The organism is Streptomyces sp., from assembly GCF_035645055.1.
Classification (GTDB): domain Bacteria; phylum Actinomycetota; class Actinomycetes; order Streptomycetales; family Streptomycetaceae; genus Streptomyces.
This window is the reverse complement of record NZ_DASQNH010000016.1, coordinates 36,696-61,568: the sequence shown is the minus strand read 5'-3', so window position 1 is coordinate 61,568 and position 24,873 is coordinate 36,696. Positions and strand designations below refer to the sequence as shown.

Annotated in this window: 21 protein-coding genes and 1 pseudogene; 9 read left to right on the top strand and 13 right to left on the bottom strand. The window is 71.4% G+C overall.

The features are described from left to right. Window positions 1-311: 311 nt before the first annotated feature. A complete protein-coding gene (gene typA / locus VE614_RS04395) occupies window positions 312-2,228 on the bottom strand; it encodes a translational GTPase TypA (RefSeq protein WP_324932257.1) in 1,917 nt (638 codons plus the stop codon). A gap of 135 nt (window positions 2,229-2,363) precedes the next feature. Next, on the bottom strand, window positions 2,364-4,634 hold the full coding sequence (locus VE614_RS04390; protein ID WP_324932254.1) for an ABC transporter family substrate-binding protein: 2,271 nt from the start codon (window positions 4,632-4,634) through the stop codon (window positions 2,364-2,366). A gap of 295 nt (window positions 4,635-4,929) precedes the next feature. Here VE614_RS04390 and VE614_RS04385 point away from each other — a divergent pair, with 295 nt between their 5' ends. Genes VE614_RS04385 through VE614_RS04370 form a run of 4 tightly spaced genes read left to right on the top strand, consistent with a single transcriptional unit; the run spans window position 4,930 to window position 8,759 of the window. Beyond that, entirely contained in the window at window positions 4,930-5,220 is a 291-nt protein-coding gene (locus VE614_RS04385) for a hypothetical protein (RefSeq protein ID WP_324932251.1), read from the top strand. Between the two features lie 28 nt (window positions 5,221-5,248). Then, window positions 5,249-6,085 carry a hypothetical protein gene (locus tag VE614_RS04380; RefSeq protein ID WP_324932248.1) on the top strand — a complete coding sequence of 279 codons (837 nt, stop codon included), beginning with the start codon at window positions 5,249-5,251 and terminating at the stop codon, window positions 6,083-6,085. Next, on the top strand, window positions 6,085-7,986 hold the full coding sequence (locus VE614_RS04375) for a fumarate reductase/succinate dehydrogenase flavoprotein subunit (RefSeq protein ID WP_324932245.1): 1,902 nt from the start codon (window positions 6,085-6,087) through the stop codon (window positions 7,984-7,986). The genes VE614_RS04380 and VE614_RS04375 overlap by 1 nt, the downstream gene beginning before the upstream one ends. Then, window positions 7,983-8,759 (top strand): succinate dehydrogenase/fumarate reductase iron-sulfur subunit, encoded by a 777-nt coding sequence (locus VE614_RS04370; RefSeq protein WP_324932242.1) that lies wholly within the window; start codon window positions 7,983-7,985, stop codon window positions 8,757-8,759. The genes VE614_RS04375 and VE614_RS04370 overlap by 4 nt, the downstream gene beginning before the upstream one ends. Here VE614_RS04370 and VE614_RS04365 read toward each other — a convergent pair. Next, complete coding sequence (locus tag VE614_RS04365; RefSeq protein WP_324932239.1) at window positions 8,734-8,871, bottom strand: hypothetical protein; 138 nt, start codon at window positions 8,869-8,871, stop codon at window positions 8,734-8,736. The genes VE614_RS04370 and VE614_RS04365 overlap by 26 nt on opposite strands. 156 nt (window positions 8,872-9,027) lie before the next feature. On the opposite strand from VE614_RS04365, the gene VE614_RS04360 reads away from it, so the two are divergent. After that, a complete protein-coding gene (locus tag VE614_RS04360) occupies window positions 9,028-10,575 on the top strand; it encodes a hypothetical protein (protein ID WP_324932236.1) in 1,548 nt (515 codons plus the stop codon). A 15-nt stretch (window positions 10,576-10,590) separates the two neighbouring features. On the opposite strand, the gene VE614_RS04355 is transcribed toward VE614_RS04360, so the two are convergent. From VE614_RS04355 to VE614_RS04315, 9 genes are all read right to left on the bottom strand, one after another. Beyond that, window positions 10,591-13,230: a SpoIIE family protein phosphatase gene (locus tag VE614_RS04355; protein WP_324932233.1), complete on the bottom strand. Its 2,640-nt coding sequence runs from the start codon at window positions 13,228-13,230 to the stop codon at window positions 10,591-10,593. Window positions 13,231-13,498: 268 nt separating this feature from the next. Then, window positions 13,499-13,927 carry an ATP-binding protein gene (locus VE614_RS04350; protein WP_324932230.1) on the bottom strand — a complete coding sequence of 143 codons (429 nt, stop codon included), beginning with the start codon at window positions 13,925-13,927 and terminating at the stop codon, window positions 13,499-13,501. Between the two features lie 172 nt (window positions 13,928-14,099). Continuing rightward, window positions 14,100-14,510, bottom strand: a complete 411-nt coding sequence (locus VE614_RS04345) for a (deoxy)nucleoside triphosphate pyrophosphohydrolase (protein ID WP_324932227.1) — start codon at window positions 14,508-14,510, stop codon at window positions 14,100-14,102. A gap of 24 nt (window positions 14,511-14,534) precedes the next feature. Then, window positions 14,535-14,735 (bottom strand): SPOR domain-containing protein, encoded by a 201-nt coding sequence (locus VE614_RS04340; protein WP_324932224.1) that lies wholly within the window; start codon window positions 14,733-14,735, stop codon window positions 14,535-14,537. 355 nt (window positions 14,736-15,090) lie between these two features. Then, entirely contained in the window at window positions 15,091-15,843 is a 753-nt protein-coding gene (locus VE614_RS04335; RefSeq protein WP_324932221.1) for a GntR family transcriptional regulator, read from the bottom strand. A gap of 171 nt (window positions 15,844-16,014) precedes the next feature. After that, entirely contained in the window at window positions 16,015-17,247 is a 1,233-nt protein-coding gene (locus VE614_RS04330; RefSeq protein ID WP_324932218.1) for a DUF4190 domain-containing protein, read from the bottom strand. A gap of 383 nt (window positions 17,248-17,630) precedes the next feature. After that, entirely contained in the window at window positions 17,631-19,214 is a 1,584-nt protein-coding gene (locus tag VE614_RS04325) for a S8 family peptidase (RefSeq protein ID WP_324932215.1), read from the bottom strand. Between the two features lie 217 nt (window positions 19,215-19,431). After that, on the bottom strand, window positions 19,432-20,262 hold the full coding sequence (locus VE614_RS04320; RefSeq protein ID WP_324932212.1) for an oxidoreductase: 831 nt from the start codon (window positions 20,260-20,262) through the stop codon (window positions 19,432-19,434). A 452-nt stretch (window positions 20,263-20,714) separates the two neighbouring features. Then, window positions 20,715-20,786 carry an Imm7 family immunity protein gene (locus tag VE614_RS04315; protein WP_324932442.1) on the bottom strand — a complete coding sequence of 24 codons (72 nt, stop codon included), beginning with the start codon at window positions 20,784-20,786 and terminating at the stop codon, window positions 20,715-20,717. A 30-nt stretch (window positions 20,787-20,816) separates the two neighbouring features. Here VE614_RS04315 and VE614_RS04310 point away from each other — a divergent pair. After that, window positions 20,817-21,016: pseudogene (locus VE614_RS04310) on the top strand (type II toxin-antitoxin system RelE family toxin). Window positions 21,017-21,156: 140 nt separating this feature from the next. On the opposite strand, the gene VE614_RS04305 reads toward VE614_RS04310, so the two are convergent. Continuing rightward, on the bottom strand, window positions 21,157-21,525 hold the full coding sequence (locus tag VE614_RS04305) for a hypothetical protein (protein ID WP_324932440.1): 369 nt from the start codon (window positions 21,523-21,525) through the stop codon (window positions 21,157-21,159). 653 nt (window positions 21,526-22,178) lie between these two features. Here VE614_RS04305 and VE614_RS04300 point away from each other — a divergent pair. From VE614_RS04300 to VE614_RS04290, 3 genes are all read left to right on the top strand, one after another. Further along, window positions 22,179-22,445, top strand: a complete 267-nt coding sequence (locus VE614_RS04300; RefSeq protein WP_055571332.1) for a hypothetical protein — start codon at window positions 22,179-22,181, stop codon at window positions 22,443-22,445. Beyond that, a complete protein-coding gene (locus VE614_RS04295; RefSeq protein WP_324932206.1) occupies window positions 22,442-22,834 on the top strand; it encodes a type II toxin-antitoxin system VapC family toxin in 393 nt (130 codons plus the stop codon). The genes VE614_RS04300 and VE614_RS04295 overlap by 4 nt, the downstream gene beginning before the upstream one ends. A 943-nt stretch (window positions 22,835-23,777) precedes the next feature. Beyond that, the gene (locus VE614_RS04290; RefSeq protein ID WP_324932202.1) at window positions 23,778-24,725 is read left to right on the top strand and encodes a transcriptional regulator; all 948 of its coding nucleotides are present in this window, start codon (window positions 23,778-23,780) and stop codon (window positions 24,723-24,725) included. The last annotated feature ends 148 nt before the right edge of the window (window positions 24,726-24,873 follow it).

Genomic DNA, 24,873 nt, shown 5'->3' with positions numbered 1-24,873 from the left:
CTCGTGAGTCGGGCGCTGTCCCCACAGCGCGAGACCCATTGACCCGAGCGCTACGCGGCTAACTATCTGCCATGAGCCAACTACCGACCACCGTTCTTAAATCTCAATTCAGTCACAGCTCACGCGAAGATCTTCCAAAATCTGGGCAAACTGTTCGGGCGAAGAAGGCCGCGAAACGGACGTGTTACATGGCTATCGGGCGTCGGTCTCCGCCTTTCGGACAGCGGAGGGCCAGACGGCGCGAAAAAATGGGTTGAAAAAGGCCCGGGCGCCCCCACGATGGGGACGCCCGGGCCTTCGGGGATCGGTCGTCAGCTGTGCTTGGCGCGGCTCGCGGCGCGCGCCCGCTCCCGCTGGTCGAGGTTGACCTTGCGGATGCGAACGGCCTCCGGAGTCACCTCGACGCACTCGTCGTCACGGCAGAACTCCAGCGACTGCTCCAGCGACAGCTTGCGCGGCGGAACGATCGACTCGGTCACATCGGCCGTGGACGACCGCATGTTGGTGAGCTTCTTCTCCTTGGTGATGTTGACGTCCATGTCGTCGGAGCGGGAGTTCTCACCGACGATCATGCCCTCGTACACCTCGGTGCCCGGCTCCACGAAGAGCACGCCGCGCTCCTGGAGGTTCGTCATCGCGAACGCGGTGACGGCGCCGGCCCGGTCGGCCACCAGGGAGCCGTTGTTCCGGGTCTGGAGCGGGCCGAACCACGGCTCGTGGCCCTCGTGGATGGAGTGGGCGATGCCCGTGCCACGCGTCTGGGTCAGGAACTCGGTGCGGAAGCCGATCAGACCACGGGACGGCACCACGAACTCCATGCGGACCCAGCCCGAGCCGTGGTTGGACATGTTGTCCATACGGCCCTTGCGGACGCCCATGAGCTGGGTGACGGCACCCATGTGCTCCTCGGGCACGTCGATGGTCATGCGCTCGACCGGCTCGTAGACCTTGCCGTCGACGTCCTTGGTGACCACCTGCGGCTTGCCGACGGTCAGCTCGTAACCCTCCCGGCGCATGGTCTCGACCAGGATGGCCAGCGCCAGCTCACCGCGGCCCTGCACCTCCCAGGCGTCGGGGCGCTCGGTCTCCAGCACGCGCAGCGAGACGTTACCGATCAGCTCGCGGTCCAGGCGGTCCTTCACCTGGCGGGCGGTGACCTTGCGGTCCTTCACGGCCGTCTTGGCGTCCGCGCCCTTGCCGGTGCCGCCCCGGCCGACCAGCGGCGAGGTGTTCGTACCGATGACCATCGAGATCGCCGGCTCGTCGACCGTGATCAGCGGCAGCGCGATCGGGTTCTCCGGGTCGGCCAGGGTCTCGCCGATCATGATCTCCGGGATGCCGGCGACCGCGCAGATGTCACCCGGGCCCGCCTTCTCGGCCGGCTTGCGGGTCAGCGCCTCGGTCATCATCAGCTCGGAGATGCGGACGTTGCTGACCGAACCGTCGCGCTTCATCCACGCGACCGTCTGGCCCTTCTTCAGCTCGCCCTGCTGAACGCGCAGCAGCGCGATACGGCCGAGGAAGTTGTCGGCGTCCAGGTTGGTGACGTGCGCCTGGAGCGGGGCGGTCTCGTCGTAGGTCGGGGCCGGGATGTGCTCCAGGATCGTGGAGAAGAACGGCTCCAGGCTGGTGGAGTCGGCCGGAACCGTGCCGTCCTCCGGCTTCGTCAGCGAGGCGATGCCGTCCCGGCCGCAGGCGTAGACGATCGGGAACTCGATCTGGTCCTCGTCGGCGTCCAGGTCCAGGAACAGGTCGTACGTCTCGTTGACGACCTCGTCGATCCGGGAGTCGGGGCGGTCCGTCTTGTTGATACAGAGAATGACGGGCAGCCGCTGCTGGAGCGCCTTGCGCAGCACGAAGCGGGTCTGCGGCAGCGGACCCTCGGAGGCGTCGACGAGCAGCACGACGCCGTCGACCATCGACAGGCCGCGCTCGACCTCGCCACCGAAGTCGGCGTGGCCCGGGGTGTCGATGATGTTGATCGTGATCGGGTCCCCGCCGTCCTTGGGGTGATACTTCACCGCCGTGTTCTTGGCGAGGATCGTGATGCCCTTCTCACGCTCCAGGTCGTTCGAGTCCATCATGCGGTCGTCGACGGAGTCGAGCTGGTGGGCGGCGAAGGCGCCGGCCTGCTTGAGCATGGCGTCGACGATGGTGGTCTTGCCGTGGTCGACGTGGGCGACGATGGCGACGTTGCGGATGTCGTGACGTGTTGCGGACAGGGGCATAGTGCGGCGTACTCCCGGAGTATGGAATCGGCTGCGCGTCGCTCGCGCTGGCCCGCCGGGCTGCTGACGCCTCGGCCTACCCCCCATGGTACGGGGGCGCCGGGAATGCGGCTTCGCCGGGCGTCCGGGGACCCTCTACCTCGACGCGCTGGGCGACACCCGCACGCCCTTCTTCAGGAAGCCCATGTCCTCGTATACAGGGGTTCGGAAGCCGAAGGCGCCGGCGTTGGCGAGGTTCTTGCGGGCCGCGACCAGCTGGGGGCGCTGGTAGAGCGGGATGGAGCCGGCGGCGGCCCAGATGCGGGCGTCGGCCTTGCGGATCAGGGAGCGGGACTCGGACTCGTCGAGGGTGCCGATGGCCTGTTCGAAGAGCTGGTCCACCTGGTCGGTGCCGACCCGGGTCCAGTTCTGCTCGACCGAGAGGGAGCCGTCGGCGGCCGGGACGGGCTTGGCGTAGATCGGGCGGGCGTCGGTGGCGGGGAAGGCCGAGGCGGGCCAGGAGTACAGCGCGAGGTCGTACTGGCCGGACGCGATGTGGTCCTTGAAGTAGCTCTCGTCGCTGACCTTGGTCGTCTCGGTGCGGATGCCGATCCGGTCCAGCATGCGGGTGATCCGGTCCGCGACCGCGCGCAGGCTGTCCGAGCCGGGGCCGGAGGGGAGCACGAAGCGGAGGGTGAGCGGCTTGCCGTCCTTGGTCAGGACGCCGCTCTTCGCGCCCGCCGGCGCGGCGGTGCCCTGGGGGGCGTACGCGCCCGGGGCGCCGCCCTGCTTCAGGTGCTGCGCGCCGTCCTGGGCGAGGTGGCGCGGGCCGTGACCGTCCTTCCCGGAGGAGCCGTCCTTCCCGGAGTCCCCGGATCCGTCGGAGTCAGCCGGTCCGTCGGAGTCACCCGATCCGTCGGAGTCCCCGGCCTTGTCGTCCCGGCCGACGATGTACACCCCGTCGTCGTCGCCCTCGGACCGGCCCTGCGTGTCGTCCTTGCCGTCCTCCTTGTCCCCGCCTGCCTTCTCGCCCCGCGAGCCGGCCGCCTTCTCGCCCTTCTCGGCCTCCGTGGGCGGTCCCCCGGGCACCCATCCGGCGTCCGCGAGCAGGGCCTGTGCCTCGGCGGTGTCCTGGTCGCCGAGGGCGCCGCTGTTGTCGGCGTAGGCGAACTGGCCGGCGAGGGCGAGGTGGCTGCCGACGGGGACGGCGGGCAGGCCCAGCGGCTTGAGGACGGCCGCCGCCAGGGCCTCGCGGTCGAGGGCGCGGGCGACGGCACGGCGGACCCGTTCGTCGGCGAGCGGCCCCGCGGCGCCGTTGAGGGCGAGCTGGGTGTAGGCGGGCTCCAGGGACTTGCGGACCTCGAAGGCGCTCAGCTGCTGCTGGCGGCGGGTCTGCTTCGCCGTGCGCCGGTGCGCGTCGGTGCCGGCCTTGCCGTCGCCGCCGTGGCTCGGGGAAGCGGAGTCGCCCCCGTCCGGCGAGGCCGAGGTGCCCCCGCTCGGCGAGGCCGAGGTGCCCCCGCCCGGGGAGGCCGAGGTGCCCTTGGGTCCGGCAGCGGCGGCGGTGATCCGGCGGGCCGCGGCCGGATCGATCTCGGCCAGGTCGATCTTCCCGGCGGCCAGCGCGGCGGCCCGCTTCTCGCGGGGCACGGCGGTGAGCACGATCCGGGAGAGCTTGGCCGGGCCGCCCCACCAGCGGGGGTTGCGGGCGAGGGTGACCTCGTCGTCCTTGCGGTCGACCTTCTTCACGGTGAACGGCCCGGCGGTGATCTTCAGTTTTCTGCGGGCGCCGTCGTTGAAGGAGTCCGGGGTGCCCATGACCTCCTTCGGGTACAGCGGCGAGAACAGCGACCGCCAGTCCGCGTAGGGCCGGCTGAAGGTGACCCGGACCTCCAGGTCGTTGGCGCCGCGCTCGATGCGCTCGATCCGGTCGTAGCCGGCGTTGCGGGCGGTCCAGTAGGCGCTGTCCTTGCCGGACAGGGCCCGCCACTGGGCGGCGAAGTCGGCGGCGCCGATCTCCCGGCCGTCGCTCCAGACGGCCTGCTGGTTGAGCTTGTAGAGGACGACCTGGCGGGGTTCGGTCTCGACGATCTCGGCCGACTCCAGGTAGTCCGGGTTGATCTCCGGGCGGCCGGTGTGGTCCAGCCGGTACATCGACGGCAGCACCGCCTGGGCGATCCGGGTGGTGGCGGCGTCGGCGTCCGCCTGGAAGGTGTTCAGCGTCTCCGGTACGGCGTCCACGGCCCAGCGCAGGGTGCCGCCGTCGGCGACCTGGGCCCGGGCGGCCGGGGCGATGTCCTGCCCGGCCAGCGGCTTGCCGGCGGGGTCCTCGGAGCCACAGCCGGCGAGTGCGGGGACCGCGAGGGCGCCCGCGGTGAGGAAGGCCACCGAGCGCATGACCGAGCGCGGTGTGACGCCGTCGTGGGACATCTCTGGTTACCTCCGGGAGCCGCGGGCGTTATGATCACTTTTGGCGGTATATGGAGCTGATCACATGTATGCGATGTATGCGGCCACTGAAGAGGAAAGGATTCGGCAACGGACGGCGACACGGCGGTGACCGCCGGGAAGCCACTCGTGCGGCGCAACGCACCACGGGACGCACCCACCCGCCCTCGGCCAATCGGTGCACGTCCCTTCCCAGCGACAGGTGTGACGCGCAACACTCGCAGGCGCATGACCGTTGCCGCCCACGGCCCCCGGCCGACGGAAGTGAGGTCACGTCATGTCCGTGTACGAGGAACTGGGCACCGTCCAGCGGTGCCTCGACGACCTGAACCGGGCCGTCAACCGACTGGAACAGCAGATGGGCGGCGGACTCGACATCCGCCGCGTCCGCGCCGACTGCGACCATCTGCGCGCGAGCGTCGCGCTGCTGCGCGAGGCGGCCTCCGGGCCCGTCTCCGACCGGCGGCACGAGCAGCTCGTCACCATCTCCGACACCCCGTACGACGTCGCGCTGTGGACGGACTCGGACGACGAGGGTCTCGGCGCCCGCGACCGTCGCGCACCCTGAGCCACCCGAGCCGACCGGGAGTCACGCCTTGGCCACTGGTACGGAACCCCCGACAACCGAACCGCAACCCCGCGCCGGCGGCGTCCGCGCCGCCGGCCGCGCCGCGATCGCCGCCCCCCATCTGCGGACCGACCGCTGGTGGCTGGCGCCGGCCGCCACCGCCGCCGGGCTGCTCGCCTTCGTCGTCTACTCGACCTGGCGGGCCTTCGCGAACGCCGACTACTACGCGGCGCCGTACGTCTCGCCGTTCTACTCGCCCTGCCTGGCGGAGAACTGCGAGCCGATGAAGGCCGGGCCGAACTGGGAGATCTTCGGCAGCTGGTGGGGCATCTCCCCCGCGATCATCATCCTGATCTTCCCGCTGGGCTTCCGCCTGACCTGCTACTACTACCGCAAGGCCTACTACCGGGGCTTCTGGGCCTCCCCGCCGGCCTGCGCGGTCGCCGAGCCGCACAAGAAGTACACCGGCGAGACCCGCTTCCCGCTGATCCTGCAGAACATCCACCGCTACTTCTTCTACGCGGCGATCCCCGTCGCGGGCATCCTCACCTACGACACCGTGCTCGCCTTCCGCGACGAGCGCTACGACTGGGGCCACATGGGCCTCGGCACCCTGGTGTTCGTCGTCAACATCGCCCTGATCTGGGCGTACACCCTGTCCTGCCACTCCTGCCGGCACATCGTCGGCGGCAAGCTCAAGCACTTCTCCAAGCACCCCGTGCGCTACCGCATGTGGCAGCTCGTGGGGAAGCTCAACGCCCGGCACATGCTGCTCGCCTGGACATCGCTGGCGAGCGTGGCGCTCGCCGACTTCTACGTCTATCTGGTCGCTTCCGGTGTCTTCGAGGATCCGAGGTTCTTCTGATGTCCGTGGTCGAGCGACAGGAGTGGGACGTCGTCGTGGTCGGGGCCGGCGGGGCGGGGCTGCGCGCCGCCATCGAGGCCCGGGAGCGCGGTGCCCGTACGGCGGTGATCTGCAAGTCGCTGTTCGGCAAGGCGCACACGGTGATGGCCGAGGGCGGCATCGCCGCGGCCATGGCCAACGCCAACGAGAACGACACCTGGCAGGTCCACTTCCGCGACACCATGCGCGGCGGCAAGTTCCTCAACCAGTGGCGGATGGCCGAGCTGCACGCCCAGGAGGCGCCCGACCGGGTGTGGGAGCTGGAGACCTGGGGCGCCCTGTTCGACCGTACGAAGGACGGGCGGATCTCGCAGCGCAACTTCGGCGGCCACGAGTACCCGCGTCTCGCCCACGTCGGCGACCGCACGGGGCTGGAACTGATCCGCACCCTCCAGCAGAAGATCGTCGCCCTCCAGCAGGAGGACTTCCGGGAGACCGGGGACTACGAGGCGCGGCTGAAGGTCTTCCAGGAGTGCACGGTCACCCGGGTGCTCAAGGACACGGCACCGAACAGCGGCTCCGCCGCCGCGGGGCGGGTCTCGGGAGTCTTCGCCTACGAACGCGAGACCGGTCGCTTCTTCGTCCTGGAGGCGCCCGCCGTGGTGATCGCCACGGGCGGCATCGGCAAGTCCTTCAAGGTGACGTCGAACTCGTGGGAGTACACCGGCGACGGCCACGCGCTGGCCCTGCTCGCGGGGGCGCCGCTGCTGAACATGGAGTTCGTGCAGTTCCACCCGACCGGCATGGTCTGGCCGCCGTCGGTGAAGGGCATCCTGGTCACCGAGTCGGTGCGCGGCGACGGCGGGGTGCTCAGGAACTCCGACGGCAAGCGGTTCATGTTCGATTACATCCCGGACGTCTTCAAGGAGAAGTACGCCGAGACCGAGGACGAGGCCGACCGCTGGTACGAGGATCCGGACCACAACCGGCGCCCGCCCGAGCTGCTCCCCCGCGACGAGGTCGCCCGCGCGATCAACACCGAGGTGAAGGAGGGCCGGGGCTCCCCGCATGGCGGGGTCTTCCTGGACGTGTCGACCCGGATGCCCGCCGAGGTGATCAAGCGGCGGCTGCCGTCGATGTACCACCAGTTCAAGGAGCTGGCCGACGTCGACATCACCGCGGAGGCGATGGAGGTCGGACCGACCTGCCACTACGTGATGGGCGGCATCGCCGTCGACTCCGACACGGCGGCGGCGCGCGGGGTGCCAGGGCTGTACGCGGCCGGTGAGGTGGCGGGCGGAATGCACGGCTCAAACCGGCTCGGCGGCAACTCGCTCTCCGACCTGCTGGTGTTCGGCCGCCGCGCGGGCCGGCACGCGGCGGAGTACGCGCGTGGAACGGCCGCCCCCCGTCCGGCCGTGGACGACACCCAGGTGGACGCGGCGGCCGAGGAGGCGCTGCGGCCCTTCTCGGTGACCGGCGAGAACCCGTACACCCTGCACCAGGAACTCCAGCGCACGATGAACGACCTGGTCGGCATCATCCGCCGCCAGAGTGAGATGGAGCAGGCCCTGGAGACCCTCGCCGAACTGCGGATCCGGGCCGCGCGGGCCGGGGTGGAAGGCCACCGCCAGTTCAATCCGGGCTGGCACCTGGCCCTGGACCTGCGGAACATGCTGCTGGTCAGCGAGTGCGTGGCCCGGGCGGCGCTGGAACGCACCGAGTCGCGCGGCGGCCACACCCGGGAGGACTTCCCCGGGATGGACCGGGCGTGGCGGTCGGTGAACCTGCTGTGCGCGCTCGCCGGGGACGCCATCACCCTGTCCCGGGAGACCACCGAGCCCATCCGCCCGGACCTGCTCGCCCTGTTCGAGAAGGAAGAGCTGGTCAAGTACCTCGCCGAAGAGGAGCTGTACGAATGAGCGGCTACGAGGCCCGCTTCAAGGTGTGGCGGGGTGACGCGCACGGCGGCGGCCTGGAGGACTTCCGGGTCGAGGTGAACGAGGGCGAGGTGGTCCTGGACATCATCCACCGCCTCCAGGCGACGCAGGCGCCCGATCTGGCCGTGCGGTGGAACTGCAAGGCCGGCAAGTGCGGTTCGTGCTCGGCGGAGATCAACGGACGGCCGCGGCTGCTGTGCATGACCCGGATGTCGGTGTTCGCCCGCGAGGAGACGGTCACCGTCACTCCGCTGCGGGCCTTCCCGGTGGTCCGGGACCTGGTGACGGACGTCGGCTTCAACTACCGCAAGGCCAGGGAGGTGCCCGCCTTCGTGCCGCCCGCCGGGGTCGGTCCGGGCGAGTACCGGATGATGCAGGAGGACGTGGACCGCTCGCAGGAGTTCCGCAAGTGCATCGAGTGCTTCCTGTGCCAGGACACCTGCCACGTGGTGCGCGACCACGAGGAGAACAAGGCCGCGTTCGCCGGTCCCCGCTTCCTGATGCGGATCGCCGAGCTGGACATGCACCCGCTGGACGCCGCCGCCGGGTCGGGCGTGGACCGCAAGCGGTCCGCCCAGGAGGAACACGGCCTCGGCTACTGCAACATCACCAAGTGCTGCACCGAGGTCTGCCCCGAGGGCATCAAGATCACCGACAACGCCCTGATCCCGCTGAAGGAACGGGCGGTGGACCGCAAGTACGACCCGCTGGTGTGGCTGGGCTCGAAGATCAGGAGGCGCTCCTCAGCAGGCTGAGCGTCTGCCCGATGTGGTGTTCCGCGATGGCCCGCATCCCCTCCGGGTGCGGGAAGTCGCCCTCCAGCAGACGCAGCGGGCCGGACACCAGGGACGGCAGTGGAGCCGTCATCGCGGGTCAGCCGGTAGACGCCCTTCCGGCTGCCGCCGCGCGGCCGGGTCACGGAGGCGAGCCCCGGCCCGGCGCGCGGTGCACCGCGCGCCGGGCCCCACCGGGGACGCCCCCCGCTAGCGGTGCCGCATTCCTGCTCATACGCTCCGGAATGTGATGCCCTCCTTGACCCGGGCCCGCCCCCGGCGCGCGACCTCGCACATATCCGCCCGGGTGGCGCATGCCGTGCTGGGCGCGGTGCTCGCCGTGCTGTGGCTGGTCCTGCCGGGGTTGACGACCGCCCCGGACGCCCGGGCGCCCGCCGGGCCCGGGCCGAGCGCCTCGGCGCAGCGGGAGGAGGTCGAGGAGACCACCACCGCGGATCTCGTGCTGCCGCTGCTCGCGCTGAGTGCGGCGGTCGTCCTCGGCGCGTACGGATACGTCCGGCGCGGCCGGCGCGCCCGCACCGGGCCGGGTGGGCCGCCCGCGGGCCCGGTGACCGGCGCGCCGCTCGCCGACCTGGACGAGCGGGCGCGGACGGCGCTGGTCGCGGCGGACGACTGGGTGCGCACCAGCCGTGAGGAACTGGACTTCGCCGAGCTGCGCCTCGGCACCGGCGCCGTGGCGCCGTACGCCCGGACGCTGGCCGCCGCGCGCGCCGAGCTGACGGAGGCCTTCCGGATGCGCCGGCGGTACGACGAGGGGGTGCCCGGCGAGCAGGCGGCGCGGCGGCAGGCGCTCGCCGGGATCGTGGGGCGGTGCGCGGAGGCGGGCAGGCTGCTGGACGAGCAGGCCGCCGGGTTGGACCGGCTGCGGGATCTGGAGGGCGGGATCGGCGGGGCGCTGGAGATCGCGGAGGCCCGGTTCCGGGAGCTGACCGGGCGGACCGGGGCGGCCGAAGCGGCGCTCGCGGAACTCGCCGGGCGGTACCCGCCCGCCGCGCGGGCCCCGGTCGCCGGATACGCCGAACAGGCCAAGGACCGCCTGGTCTTCGCCACCGCCCGGCTCAACCGCGCCCGCCAGTGCGCGGACCGGGGCGAGCACGGCCGGGCCGTCGCCCATCTGCGGGCCGCCGAGGGCGCCGTCGCCCAGGCGGACCTCCTGGTGACCGCCGTCGGCCGGCTGGCCGCCGAGCTGGCCGAGGCCACCGCGCTGGTTCCGGCCGCGCTGACCGGGGCGGAGGCCGAGCTGGCGGGGGCGCGGGAGCGGGCGGGCGCGGCGGCCGACCCCGGCGGGGAACCTCGGGCGCGGATCCTGCACGCCGACGCGGTCCTGGCCGCCGTACGGGAGGAGCTGACCGCCGGGCCGTACGACCCCCTCGATCTGCTGCACCGGATCGTGCGGGCGACCGCGCCGGTCGCCACCGGGCGGGCGGGGGTGCTGCCGGCCGCCGCGGCGCTGGTCGCCCGGAGTGCCGTCGCCGCGGCGGAGGACTTCGTCGCCACGCACCGGGGCGCGGCCGGCGCCGAGGCCCGGACCAGGCTGGTCGCGGCCCGGGACGCGGAGCGGGCGGAACCCCTGGCCGCGGAGGCGCTGGCCCGCCAGGCCCGGCAGCTCGCCGAACGGGACGTCCGCGCACACGGCCACCCGGACGCCGTCCCCGGCACCGGAACCGCCGGTGCCCTGCTCGGCGGCATCCTGCTGGGCCCGGACCCCGCCGCCGCCCCGGCCGCGAGCTTCGGCGGGCCGGGGACACGGGCCCGCCGGAGCCCGGAGCCGTCGTAGCGGCGGGGCCGTGCCTCAGAACAGGCTCAGCAGTGCCTCCGCCGGGTCCGCCACGCCGTTCTCCCCGTCCGGCAGGGGCAGTTCGAACCACACCGTCTTGCCCCGGTGGGTGCGGCGGGAGCCCCAGGCGGCGGAGAGCAGGCCGACGAGCTGGAGGCCCCGGCCGCCCTCGTCGGTGTCGCGGGCCCGGCGGCGCCGCGGCTGGACCAGGCCGGAGTCCCACACCTCGCAGACCAGGGTGCGGTCCAGCAGGAGGCGGAGCCTGATCTCGCCCTCGCCGTACCGCAGGGCGTTGGTGACCAGTTCGCTGACCAGGAGTTCCGTGGTGTCGACCAGCGGCTCCAGGTCCCAGGACAGCAGCTGGCCGCGGGCGTACTCGCGGGCCCGGCCCACACTGCGCGGCTCGCGCGGCAGCGTCCAGTCGCCGACGGACTCGGCCGGCAGGCCCTGGACGCGGGCCATCAGCAGGGCGATGTCGTCCTCACCGTGATGGGTGTCGAGGGTGTTGAGGACGTGGTCGCAGACGTCCTCCAGGGGGCTGGCCGGGTCGGTGAGCGCGCCGACGAAGGCCTGGAGTCCCTCGTCCAAGGGGTGATCGCGGGATTCGACCAGGCCGTCCGTGTAGAGGGCCAGCAGCGCCCCCTCGGGGAGTTCGACCTCCACTTCCTCGAACGGCTCCCCGCCCACACCGAGCGGCAGCCCCGGCGGCACGTCCAGCATCAGAGCCGGCTCGCCGGGTTCCACCAGCACCGGCGGCAGATGGCCCGCGTTGGCGAAGGTGCAGCGCCGGGTGACGCTGTCGTACACCGCGTACACGCAGGTCGCGAGGTACACCTCGGACAGGTCGGCCTCGCGGGGGCGGCGTGCGGCCCGGGTGGCCTGCTGGATGCCTCCCCCGGGGCCGAAGGCCTGGGCGGGCCCCCCGGGTGTGCCGAGGCCGCGCGCGATCTCGTCCAACTGGGAGAGCACTTCCGCGGGTTCCAGGTCGAGCTGTGCCAGCGTCCGCACGGCCGTGCGCAGTTCGCCCATGGCGACCGCGGCGCGCAGGCCGCGCCCCATCACGTCGCCGACGACCAGCGCGGTGCGGTGGCCGGGCAGTTCGATGACGTCGAACCAGTCGCCGCCGACCTCGCTGGGCCGCCCGGTGGAGACGTTGCCGGGCAGATAGCGGCAGGCGATGTCGAGGCCCGCGGCCACCGGGTCGCCGGGTGGGAGCAGGGACCGTTGCAGTATCAACGCGCGTTCGTGCTCACGCCGGTAGAGCCGGGCGTTGTCGATGCAGACGGCGGCGCGCGCGGCCAGCTCCACGGCGAGGTCGCGGTCCCGGTCGCCGAACGGCTCGCTGCCCTTCGCCCGGGAGAACTGGGCGAGTCCCACGACGGTGTCGTGGGCGACCATCGGCACCGCGAGGGTGGACTGCACGAGCCCGCCCTCCTCCGGTGGGACGAGCCGCGGGCGGGCGGTGCGCAGGGCGTCCGCGCAGGGCGAGTTGAAGGGGTAGTGGTGGACCGCGCCGACCTTGACCGGCTTGCCCGTGCCGGCGAAGGGGGCGTCGGAGACGGCGCTGGCGAAGGCGACCCGGCGCAGTTCGGCGCTGCCGTCGGGCAGGCCGGGCGGGGTCTCGTCGCCGACGAGGAGACCCTGGTAGAGGTCGACGGTCGCCAGATCGCAGAAGCCGGGGACGACGACGTCGAGGAGTTCCCGGGCGGTGGTCTCCAGGTCGAGGGAGTTGCCGATGCGGGCGCCGGCCTCGTTGAGCAGGGCGAGATTGCGCCGCGCGGCGGCGGCTTCCCGGGCGGCGGCCCGGCGAGCGGTGATGTCGGTTCCCAGCCAGGCGACGCCGATGGGCCGGCCGGTGCCGCTGTGCACCCGGTAGAGGTTGACGGACCAGTGCCGTCGCTCGTCGGAGCCCGGCACGAAGCCGGTGACGTGCATGTCCGTGATGGAGTCGCCGGTCTCCAGGACCCGGCGCAGGGTCGCGGAGACCCGCTCGGCCTCGGCGCGCGGCAGGTAGTCGTGGACGCCCTTGCCGCGGTGGTCGTCGGGTGTGCCGCCGAAGGTGGAGGCGAACCGCTGGTTGGCGCGGCGCACCCGCAGATCGGTGTCGATCAGCAGGAACCCGAACGGGGATTGGCCGAAAATCGCCTGCGAGGCGGCGAGATCGGTCTCGATGCTGCGCAGCACCCGGACGTCCACGACGATGCAGACCGCGGCCCTCTCGCCGTCCTCGGTCCGGGTCGGCATCACATAGACCTCGGCGAGCCCGTCCGTGCCACGCCCGCCGTCCGGGTCCGGGGTGCGGAAGGGGACGACGCCGGTCCACTCCCGCCCGTCCAGGATCTCGGCCATCTTCCGCTCGCCGCGCTCGCGCAGGTCGGGGTCGATGAACGCCTCGATGGGGTCCATGCCGACAGCCCGCCCGGCCGGAATGCCGAACAGCTGCTCGGCGCGCAGGCTCCACTGGTCCACCAGCCCGTCGGGGCCGATGGAGAAGGAGGCGACCTTTATGTAGTCGTAGATCGAGCCGGGTGGGCTGCTCTGCCACAGGGCGTCGCCGGGCGCCGGTGAGGAGCCGCCCGCGGCAGCCGCGGCCCCTGACCTCGCGCCGCCCGACGGGTCCTCGGACTCCGTGGCCTTCGCTGGTATCCCGCTCACGCGAACCGTCCCCTCCAGCTCACCGCGTCCGGCACCGGTCACCGGGGGCGGCTGCCCGCAGTATCCAGCACTACGGCGCCGCGCAACACGGTGTTCACGATCACAGCACAGTCCAGGTGCTTTTCGGACCGGGCTGCGAGAACACTTCCAGTCTTCTAACCAGCGGACACTCCCCCGAATCACCCGCGCGGGCACGGGCTGGCGGCCTGATCCGCACGCGTGGACAGCCGCACGACGACGGCGGTGCCGTTCGCGCGCTCGTACGGCCTCAGGTCGGCACCGCCAGCTCGAACCAGACCGTCTTGCCGGTGCCGCCCGGGCGGCTGCCCCAGCGGCGCGAGGAGGAGGCGACCAGTTGCAGTCCGCGACCGCTCTCGTCGTCGGGGCGGGCGGCGCGCTCGCGGGGCAGGTCCGGCAGCGGGTCGGAGACCTCCACGAGCAGCACGGCGGGCAGCCCGGCGGGGCGGATCAGGCGCACGCCGATGGGGCCGGTGGCATGCCGCAGGGAGTTGGTCACGAGTTCGCTGACCAGGAGAACCGCCAGGTCACCGAGGCTGTCCAGGCCCCAGCCGCGCAGCTGGCCGCGGACGGCGGCCCGGGCGGTGCGCACGGCTCCCGGGTCCGCGGGAAAGGTCCACTCGGCGCAGTCGCCTTCGGTGTCGAACACGCCGATCACATCCCAGGCAAACAAGCCCACCCATGTCCGGTTTCATGGGGTTAGTGGGCACATACCCGATATACCGGGGGCAGTACCGCGCGAGAGGGCGCGCTGTGGGACGAACGGCGTACGGAGCGGCGGGTGGCGCTCGGTACGGCGTACGGAGCGGCGGGTGGCGCTCGGCCGACGCCCTCCCCTTCGCGGAACTCGGCTAGCGCTCCGCCTTGCCGAGGCGGGCGGCGATCTCGCGCACCGCCGGGACGTCCTGGTCCAGCCAGTCCACGTCCCAGATCTCGGCCGGGGTCAGCCAGCGCAGCGCGTCGTGGTCCTGGAGGGGCTTGGGCGCGGCGGAGCCGGGGCGCAGCCGCGCGGTCCACACGTGCAGGACGTACGGGCTCCTCAGGGGCCACTCCCCCGGCACCCGCTCGACGGCCTCGCTGTCGACGCCCAGCTCCTCGCGCAGCTCGCGCACGAGGGCGGCGTCCGGGGACTCGCCGGGTTCCACCTTGCCACCGGGCAGCTCCCACCGGCCGGCCAGCTCCGGGGGCGCGCTGCGGCGCGCGGCGAGCAGGCGGCCGCCGTCGAGCAGGGCGGCTCCGGCCACCACGGTCCGTTGCGTCATGCACCGGAGCCTATCCAGGGGCGGTCAGCCGAGGGCATCCTCCCCGCCCGGGCCGATCTGGTCGATCCGCTGGACCCAGTAGAGCTGCTTGTGCCCGCGACTGCCGAGGCTGTCCGCGATCTTCTGCGCCTCGGCGCGGGTCGCGTACCGGCCGACGCTGTAGCGATTGCCGTTGTCGTCCTGGCGTATGACGAGCCAGGGAAGAGTGACCGTGCTGTCGTTCATCGCGCCCCTCCGCTGCCCGTCCTGGCCCCGCCCGGTAAGGAAACCGCAATCCGCATATGCCTGAGCCTACGCCTAACCTTCACTCAGCGAATACGGCTTTTCACGAAGAGGTACGCAACAAGCCAGCGTTCAGGGGGCGCACGCATCGAACGCGCCGTCGGCCCCTACCACCGCATCCGGTCAGCGGCATCTCCGCCATGGCCGGGACGACCTGCTAAAACGTCCGGATATAACCCGGCGGGCACCGCCCGCCCGACGCGCGGATGCCGCAGGCAACTGCCGCGAGGTCGTGCGCCGTCGGACCCGAGTGCGCTCCTGCGGCGCACGGGGCGATCGGGGCCCGGGTCCGCGCGGGTTACTTGACCGGGAGGTGGTAGGCCACGCGATAGCGGTCCGCCGGGATGACCACGTCGGCGGTTTCCACGGGGCGGCCGGAGGCGTAGAAGGTGCGCTGGACGACGAGGACGACGTGGCCGGGGACGCCGCCGAGGGCGTGCAGTTCCTCGGCGAGGCCGGGGCGGGCACCGACCTCCTCGGTGACGTTGTCCACGATCACGTCGATGGCGGCCATGCGCTCGACGACGCCCATGCCGCCGAGCGGCCCTTCCTCGGGCAGCATCACGGGTGTGCGGCCGGTGACGGCGAGGGGCTCCCACGAGGTCGACAGCATCATCGGCTCCCCGGCCTCCCGGTAGAGGTACTTGGTGCGCATCACGCGGTCGCCGGGCTTGAGGCACAGCCGCTCCGCGATGGGCCCGCTCGCCTCGGCCTGCTCGCTGCTGGACTCCCAGGTGCCGCGCGCCGAGGCGTCGGCCTGCTCCTGGCGGAAGGGGGTGGCGGTGTCGGCGGGGCGGTACCCGGAGCGGGCGATCCGGCGGGGCACGGGCCGCTCCCGCACATAGGTGCCGGACCCGGAACGGCCCTCGACCAGCCCTTCGGCCATCAGCACCTTGCGCGCCTCCAGCGCCACCGTGTCGGAGACGCCGTACTCCTCGCGGATGCGTGCCTGGGACGGCAGCCGGGTGTGCGGTGGCAGCAGACCGTCGACGATCTTCTTGCGGAGATCACCCGCGACACGCAGGTACGCCGGCTGCTCACCGAATGTCACTGGCCGCTCCCATCAGGTTGTACAGACAGCAACAGCGTGGCAACCGCGGGTTGTCCCGGGCAAGCAAAGGCCAGAGAATCACTCGATGTGATGACATGTGCCCAGGGGGGCCTTTACGCGGGCACTTTCTCCCGCTATAGCCGGTCTCACACCTCCCGCCGGCCGGCCCCTCTACACATCGAGGTCGCTGCCGCCCCCGTCGCCGCCGCCCCCGTCGCCGCCACCCACGCCGCTGTCGTCCTCGTAGTCGTACTCCGGCGGGCTGGTGTCCAGGCCCAGCGCCTCGCGCACATCGATGGTCTTCGCGCCGTCGTAGAACGCGTACCCGGCGTCGTAGTGCTCGTAGAAGGTGTCCGCGTCGGTCGCGGTCGCCGCCTTCGCCCAGTGACCCCGGGCCGTCTCCAGCTCCGTCATCAGGGCGGTGACGGGCCGCTCGGCGCCGGCGGGCCAGGTGTGCCCGCGCAGTGCCTCGGTCTGGGCGGCGAGTCCGTCGCGGACCTCGGCCGCCCACTCCGTGTTGGCGTCGAGGTCGTCCTCGGCGTAGGCCTCGGGCTCGCCCTCCAGCACCGCGTCGAGGTCGCACACCGTCTCCAGGTAGGCCAGCTGGTCGGCGTCCAGGGTGGTCGCGTCGTTGCGCAGGGACCCGGTCAGGGTGCCCTTCCCGTCGGTGTTGCCGAAGATGCAGGTGATCTCGCGGTCGCCGAGCCGCCAGCTCTGCCCGGTCGGAGTGAGGTAGTAGACATCGACGTGCTCGGGCACGGCCCAGGCGTCCAGGGCGTAGCCGCTCTGCAGCGTGTAGCACTTGTCCTCGGCCATGTCCGTGAGGTGGTCGTCACCGGGGAAGGAGCCGTCGGGCACGGTGACCGTGGCGAACACCTCGCCGTCGTGCTCGCCGGCGCACGGGACGACGTCGAGGTCGTACGTCACGCCTTCCAGGGAGCCGCCGGGCGCGTCGAAGCACTGGCCTTTCCTGACGGAGAGGGTCTCCCCGGCGGCGCTCTCCTTGAAGCCCTCCCAGAAGTCGGCCACCGCGCCGGTGGGCACGGCCACCGCCCACAGCGCCAGTCCGACGGACGACAGCACGGAACCGGCGATCGCCATGCCCTTGCCGCGCTCGCCCTTCTTCTTGATCTGCCGCAGCGCCACCAGTCCCAGTACGAGCCCGACGGCCGGCAGGAAGCACAGCACGCCGAGGACGAGCGCGGCGATGGCGAAGCCGTTGACGGGGGGTTCCGGCTGGTGGGGGTACGGATTCCAGCCGCCGTAGGGCGCGGGGCCGTACGGGCCCTGGTACGGGCCGTGCTGGTAGGGACCCTGCTGGTACGGGCCGGGCGGCTGGGGAGCGGGGTACTGGCCCTGGGGGTCCTGGGGCTGACCGGGCCCGGCGGGCGGCGGTGTGGACACGGGTACCGTGCTCCTGACTCGGATCATGAGGAACTGGCGTACGACTTCGCGCATGGTAAGCGGGAACGGACGGGGGCCAGGGGGGTACCCCCTGATCGAGCGGGGCCGAGGGGTGACGACTCCGGCGTACGCCGTCTCCGCGAGCCACGGACTGCCGGGGCGGCGCGCCCCGTTCGGCCCCACCGTCGCGCGGGACGACCGAGCCGTTCCGTTTCCCCGGCGTCAGCGTCCCTCCGCTCGCCAGCGGCTCCGCCGAGCAGGCCGTCATGGCTTCCTCGCCGCGCACCGGCACACGCGCCTCGTCCTCGCGGCGGGCCGGGTCACCGGCCCGGAGCCCTTCCGCGAGGACGAGGTGGATCACTGAGGGACGGCCCTCCCGGGGATCAGAACTGGAGGGCCCAGGTGTCGATCCGTCCGGTGTCGTAGGCCGCGTTGTCGCTCACCCGGAGCTTCCAGGTGCCGTTGGCGGTCTCCGCGGAGGCGTTGACCGAGTAGGTGGTGTCGATGTTGTCCGAGCTGCCGCCGGTGCCGTAGCCCTTGAGGGTGTAGGCGGTGCCGTCGGGGGCGATCAGCTGGACCTGGAGGTCGCCGATGTAGGTGTGGACGATGCCGACCTGGACGGCCAGCGTGGCGGGCGCGTTGCCGGAGACGCCGGAGACGGTGATCGGGGACTCGACGGTGGCGTTGTCGTTGATCGCGTAGTCACCGGTGTTCTCGAACCGCGGTCCGGGCGGGGTCGTGGTGCCGCCGCCGACGTACAGCAGCCGGTTGGGCGAACCGGTGCCCGGGCTGGTGACCACGTTGGGGGTCGCCGCGGTGGTCAGTGCCGAGGACACCTGGGCGGGCGTGGCCGTCGGGTTGTCGGCCAGGTGGAGCGCCGCCGCTCCGGCGACATGCGGGGTCGCCATCGACGTGCCGGAGATGGTGTTGGTGGCGGTGTCGCCGGAGTTCCAGGCGGAGGTGATGGACGAGCCCGGGGCGAACAGGTCGAGGACCGTGCCGTAGTTGGAGTAGCTGGCGCGGGCGTCGGAGGAGGTGGTCGCGCCGACCGTGATCGCCTCGGTGACGCGGGCGGGCGAGCGGGTCGAGGCGTTGGTGTTCTCGTTGCCGGCCGCGACGGCGAAGGTGACGCCGGAGGCGATGGCGTTGCGTACGGCGGTGTCGAGCGCGGTGTCGGCGCCGCCGCCGAGGGACATGTTGGCGACGGCCGGCTTGACGGCGTTCCGGGCGACCCAGTCGATACCGGCGACGACCTGGGCGGTGGTGCCGGAGCCGGAGTTGTTCAGCACCCGGACGCCGACGATCTTCGCCTTCTTGGCGACGCCGTACGCGTTGCCCGCGACGGTGCCGGCGACGTGGGTGCCGTGGCCGTGGCCGTCCTGGGCGACGTTGTCGTTGTCGATGGCGTCGTAGCCGTTGAGGGCGCGGCCGCCGAAGTCGCTGTGGCTGATGCGGACGCCGGTGTCGATGACGTACGCCGTCACGCCCTGCCCGGCGGAGTCCGGGTAGGTGTAGGAGTTGTTCAGCGGGAGGGCGCGCTGGTCGACGCGGTCCAGGCCCCAGGAGGGCGGGCTGGGCTGGGTGGCGTCGATGCTGAAGGTGCGGTTCTGCACCACGGAGGCGACGGCCGGGTCGGCGGCGAGCCGCTTGGCCTCGGTCTCGGAGGCCTCGATCGCGTAGCCGTTGAGGGCCTTGGTGTAGGTGCGCTCGATGGTCGCACCGTACTTCTCGGCCAGGGCGCGGCCCTCGGCCGAGCCGGAACGGGCCTCGCCCGCCCTCAGGGTCACGATGTAGCTGCCGGCCACGGCGTTCGCCGCGTCCTCGTACTGGATGCGCCCTTCGGCGGCCGGTGCGGCGCCTGCGGGCAGTGCGGAGACCAGGCCCGCGGCGAGTGCCGCGGTGCTCGCGACGGCGATCGCGGCCAGTCTTCGCCGGGTGGTGCGGTGGGGAGTACGCATCACTGCCATCTGAGGGGTCCTCCTCGATCGGTGGTGCGCCGGTGGGGGGCGCGCATGGCAGGGTCATGTCAACCACTCGCCATACAGGTGCGTCAGCCGAAAGATTGAGCCCTCCACAGGAATTGCACAAGGGCCCTGCACCGACGTAACGGTCCCGCCGCACACCTCAGATGATGGACCGTCACCGCCGCCGAGGACGCATCGCACTCCCGGCGGCGGGCCCTCATCAGGCGTCGAAGCCGGTGTTCCGGGTGCGCTTCTCCCACTCGGTCACGTCGCCTCGCACCTGGTCCAGGTGGTCGAGGACGGCCGTGACCGCGTCATCGCCGAGCGGCAGGTGCAGTGGCGTCTCCTCCGCCTCCAGAGCGGCCAGGATCAGCGCCGCCGCCTTCGCCGGGTCACCGGCCTGGGTGCCGTCGCCCCCGGCCACATACGCACGGGTCCGTGTGACCTTGGGGTAGGCCCCGCCGTCCGGGCTGAAGCCCGCCCGGTTGCCCTCGAACAGCGAGGTGCGGAAGGCTCCCGGCTCGACGACGAGCACCTTGATGCCGAACTCGGCCACCTCGTCGGCGAGCGCCTCGGACATCCCCTCCAGCGCGAACTTCGTACCGCTGTACGCCGCGAACCCGGCGAAGGACAGCTGCCCGCCCACGCTGCTCATCTGCACGATCGCACCCGACCGCCGCTCCCGCATGGACGGCAGCACCGCCCGGGTCAGCGCGGCCGGGCCGAGGACATGCAGATCGAACAGGGCCCGCAGCTCGTCGTCCGTGGTCTCCTCGAAAGCGCCGACGTGCGTGCGGCCCGCGTTGTTGACCAGGACGTCGATCCGCCCGTACCGGTCCACCACATCCCGCACGGCCGCCTCGGCCGCGCCGATGTCGGTGACGTCCAGCCGCAGCGCCTCCATCCGCTCGGGGTGCGCGGCCACCAGAGCCTCCAGGGCCTCGGTACGCCGGGCGGCCCCCACCACCACATCCCCGGCGGCCAGTGCCGCCTCGGCGATCGCCCGCCCGAAACCGCTGGTCGCGCCCGTGATCAGCCAGACCTTGCTCATGATCCCCTCCATACATGGCAGTTGTGTCGCCAACCACCTTGCGGGAAAAGGATGTTGCCCGCGCGAGTTTTCCCCATGGTGAGACAGCCGTCCCGTTCGCACGGAGCCCCGTTCGCCGGCTCAGCAACAGCGCGGGACGCGCGGGGCATCGGGACGGACTGGCGGTCCAGCCGGAACCGTCGTGGCGCAGCACCTTCGGCCCGGTGCCGTGCTCGCCGACCACCCACGCCGCCCCCGGTACCGCGGTGAAGGCCTGGTACGTCCACAGGGTCTGCGGCAGCGGGACGGTCTCCACCCGCCGGCCGGCGCGTAATCTCCTCCACGCCCACGCCCACGCCCACGCGGTCGCGGAAGACCCGCACCTCCTCGCCGCCGCACCGCACCTCGCCGAGCCGACCCGCCAAACGGCCAAGGGCCCGGCTCCGAGGAGCCGGTCCCTTCCACCGCGGGACTCAGTCCCCGATCACCGGATTGCACGGCGAGAGAAACGGGTCCAGGCGCTCCTCGACGATCCCCCTGCGCATGACGCGCACCCGGAACGCGTCCCTCGCGACATGGCTCTGCGTATCTTGGCCAGGCTGACCGAGCCGGAGAGCGCCCCCCCCCCGGCTTCGGCACCACCGCGCTCGTGTCACAGCCAGAACGCCGTCGACCGCGGGTCGGCGACTACCGGGTCGTCTACACGATCGACAGCGGAGAGCTTGTGGTGTGGGTCGTACACGTCGGACATCGCTCGACTGTTTACGGCACCTGATCCCGACCCTGGATCCCTTCCAGCGCCGAGGATCCAGCACCGAACAGCACGGGATGGACGATGGGGCCGACCCCTGAAGGAGCCGACCCCATCCGACCTGTATGTTCGCCGAGTCAGTGACGTGGTGTTATGTCATCCGCTCACACGTTGAAGCGGAACCTGTAGTGCAGAGCTCCCACCTGCGGAAACACGGGTTTCGCAGTGGGCTTCCCAGCACCATCCCAGCACGGGCGTTCTATCCCAGCACCGCGCAGGCCAGCCAGCCCTCGTACGCCTAGACAGCCTGGTTGCAGGCGCTCGAGCTCGCCTCCTCTGACGGCAGGGACGTCACGTCCGGGGGCAGTGGCCGCATGGAGCGCTGCAAGACCCCGGCAGCGCTCCCACGCGCCGGGCAGCAGATGCCTGTAGATATCGACCGTCGTCTTGACCGAACGGTGCCCCAGCCAGCGCGACACTTCATGGATCGGCACACCGTTTGCCAGGGCAGTGGAGGCGAAGAAGTGCCGCAGGCTGCGAGGCGTGTACTTGGCCTTGCCGTCCAGATCGACCAGGCCGGCCAGGCCGGCCAGGAGGCACGCCTTCTTTGCCCGAGATGGTTACGGATGAACCCTTCGTAGTTGCGGCGCGTGGACTCACCTACAACCTGTCGCTCCAGCCACTCCTGAGCCCAGGCTCGCAACGCCACAAGCCCTCGCCCGGGATCAAAGCGAATGCCGGCCCTCTTGTCGTTCTCGACCTTGTCGGCGAAAGCGTCCGCACCATCCGCGCCCACGCGACGGGGAAACGACCTCTCCCGCTGACGCCCGCGCCTACCGCCCGGCTCCCGTTACCGCACCGTCCACCCATGCCGACACCGCGGACGATCACAGGGAAAGTTCCGGTCCCGGACGTCCCTCTTGCACTTCTGAAAGACGCTCGCCACCTCAAGCCCCGCGATCCTCCGCCCGACCCGTGTTCGAAACCGTGCACCGACACCTCACGGACGGGCAAGGGCTTCATCGGCAAACCCCTCTTTCCGGCGAATGCGGACACCAGCCCCCACGGTCCCACAGGCCATCGGGTCGGCGAGACCCTCCTCGCTGGATGGGCTCACGCCCTCCACGCTTGTCGGCACGTGATCCGTGCACCAGCACCGAAGGCCATACCGCACTATGGTTGATGTATGGCTACCAAGAAGGTGACTATCACTCTCGACGAATCTCTGGTCGAAGCCCTGGCCGGAGCCGCCGAGGAAGAAGGCATCCCGCTCTCCCGCCTCGTCGCCGGAGCAGCCGAACGCGAGCTGCGCCTGCGGGCCGGCCGGGCCGTCATCCAGGAGTGGCAGGCAGAACACGGCGCCTTCACCCCCGAAGAGCTCGCCGCCGCCCGCGCGGACCTCGCCGCCGCCGATGCCGAGTACCTCAGCGGCCCGGGAGCCTCGGCCGCGTGAACATCCCCTACCTGTACGACGCCGGGGCGCTCATCGCCATCGACAACGACAACCGACGCATGTGGGCCCGCCACAGCCTGGCCCTCGACGACGGCCGGGACATCCACGTTCCGTCCGTCGTCGTAAGCCAGGCATGGCGGGACTCCCGCCGCCAGGTCAGACTCGGCAGATTCCTCGCCGGGTGCCACGTCGTACCCGTCGGCATCGAAACCGCCAAAGCCGCAGGCATCCTTTGCGGCAAGGCCGGCACCTCCGACATCGTCGACGCCACCGTCGTGACCATGGCAGCCAGCCTCGGCGCCATCATCTGGACCTCAGACCCGAACGGCATCCGCACCCTCATCGACGCCCAAGACATCAAACCCGCCCCTGTCATCCGCACCGTCTAGTAGTCCAGCCGCGGGACCGTAAATCGTTCGACTCTGGCTCACATCCGGTGGTGACGCACGGCGACGATAGTCACGCGCAGCGATGCGCCCATTCGACTCGTCGTTCAGGGCTCCGCGACTCTGGGCGTGTGGGTGGAGAGGCAGCCGGCCTGGGTAGGCATCCACCGGCTCCAGCACTCTCGGTCGCCACCGAATGCAGGCCAGAGCCAGTTCGGTTGACAGACCCGACCTGATCGCCCGCCTGAGCAGCAACGGCTCCACCGTCCGGGAATGGGCGGCAATGGCCCTGGCGAGCCTGGAGATCGAAGGCGCGGCCGAGCCGCCTACCGTGCCTGCCTGGAACGGGCGACACCGCCGGACTGGAGCGAGCCCGCCCGACATCCGCTGGGCCCTGACCGAACTCGGCGCACGCAGCCCTGTCGCCCCTCCGCTCACACGGACAACATCTTCGTCGCCCCCGCCTGAATCGACCGTACCGACCTGTCCCCGGCGAGGTGGCCGATGCCGTTCCGGCACCCGCGGAGACCAGCTGCGGCTACGTAATCGAGCACTGCGACTTCGTGAAGGACGGGACCCCGCCCATGGCCCCGTCACTCTCGAACACGTTGTTCCGATCATGGTCAATCCCGGTCACTCCGAGGAACGGGCGGGGAACAGCGAAGAACGAAAGAGGCAACGGGCAACACCGCCGAACCCCGATTCTCCAGACAAGGGTCGTGCCCGACTCAGTCTCGGACGCGAAGCGAAACGACGCCGTTACAGCAGGTGTTCACCGTTGAGCTTCGCGTCGACCGGTGATCGCCTGATGACGGCTCCCGTGAGGTCGAACGGCTCTCGCGGTCACTGTTCAAAGGGAGGCTGAGTAATGAGCACGACTTTATGTTTCGGCCCGGAACTTCGCCGTTTACGAGTGGAAGCGGGGCTGACTCTTACCGAGTTCTCCGTGGCGCTCAACTACGACAAGGGACACCTCAGCAAGGTCGAACGCGGAGAGCGTTCCCCGTCCCCCGAACTGGCCCGGCGGTGTGACGCCTTCCTCGGCGCGGACGGCGAGCTGCAGCGCCTGGCCACCCGCCCTGAAGCGGACTCGGACTCGGGCTCCGCCGAATCCCCAGCCGGTCCGAGCCGCTGGCTCATCGGGCGACGGGCAGTCCTCTCGGCGGGTACAGGAGTGCTGATCGATCTTGGCCTGAAACTCGGCGGTCAAGCGTTGTCCTCCGCCGACGACCCCCTCCTGGGCTCCTACCGCATGCAGTTCGACCAGCTGCGGAAGCTCGGTCAGTCCACCGCCCCCAAGATCCTGCTGCCCCTGCTGGAGACGCAGACTCGCATGGTCGCCGGGCTCGCCTCCGATGCCAGGTCCGCCTCCCGGGCCTCCGCGCTCCTGCTCGCCTCACGGTTCGCGGAGTTCACCGGCTGGATGGCCCAGGAGGCCGGGGACAGCGACGCGGCACTCGGCTGGACGGGCGAGGCCGTCGAACTGGCGCGCGCCGGAGGTGACCCGTACCTCGGTTCCTACGCACTGGTGCGGCGCGCCCTGGTCTCGATGTACGGCGGGGACGCCGCTGGCACCGTCGCCCTGGCCCGCCGAGCCCAGGGCAGCGAACTCCCACCGCGCATCAGAGGACTCGCTGCCCAACGAGAGGCCCAAGGGCACGCGCTCGTCGGCAACGAAGTCGACTGCCTCCGCAGCCTCGACAGGGCGCGGGAACTGCTCTCCGACGACGCCCTCAACGGCGCCGAGCCCGTGATCGGAACCTCACACGTGAGCGATCCGGCGGCGATGTCGACCGGCTGGTGTCTGCACGACCTCGGGCGCACCAAGGCCGCTGCCGAGGTGCTCGACCGAGGCCGGTCCCCCCGTCCTCCGCGAACACGACGAAGGGCCTGACTTGTAGTTACGCTGCGATCACACGTTGAAGCGGAACGTCAGCCACAGCGCTGCGACCTGCGAAAACACACCTTTCCGAGGTCGCATCCAGCACAGATCCAGCACGGTGACGGTTTACCCAGCACCCCAGAGCAGACATGAGCCGTTG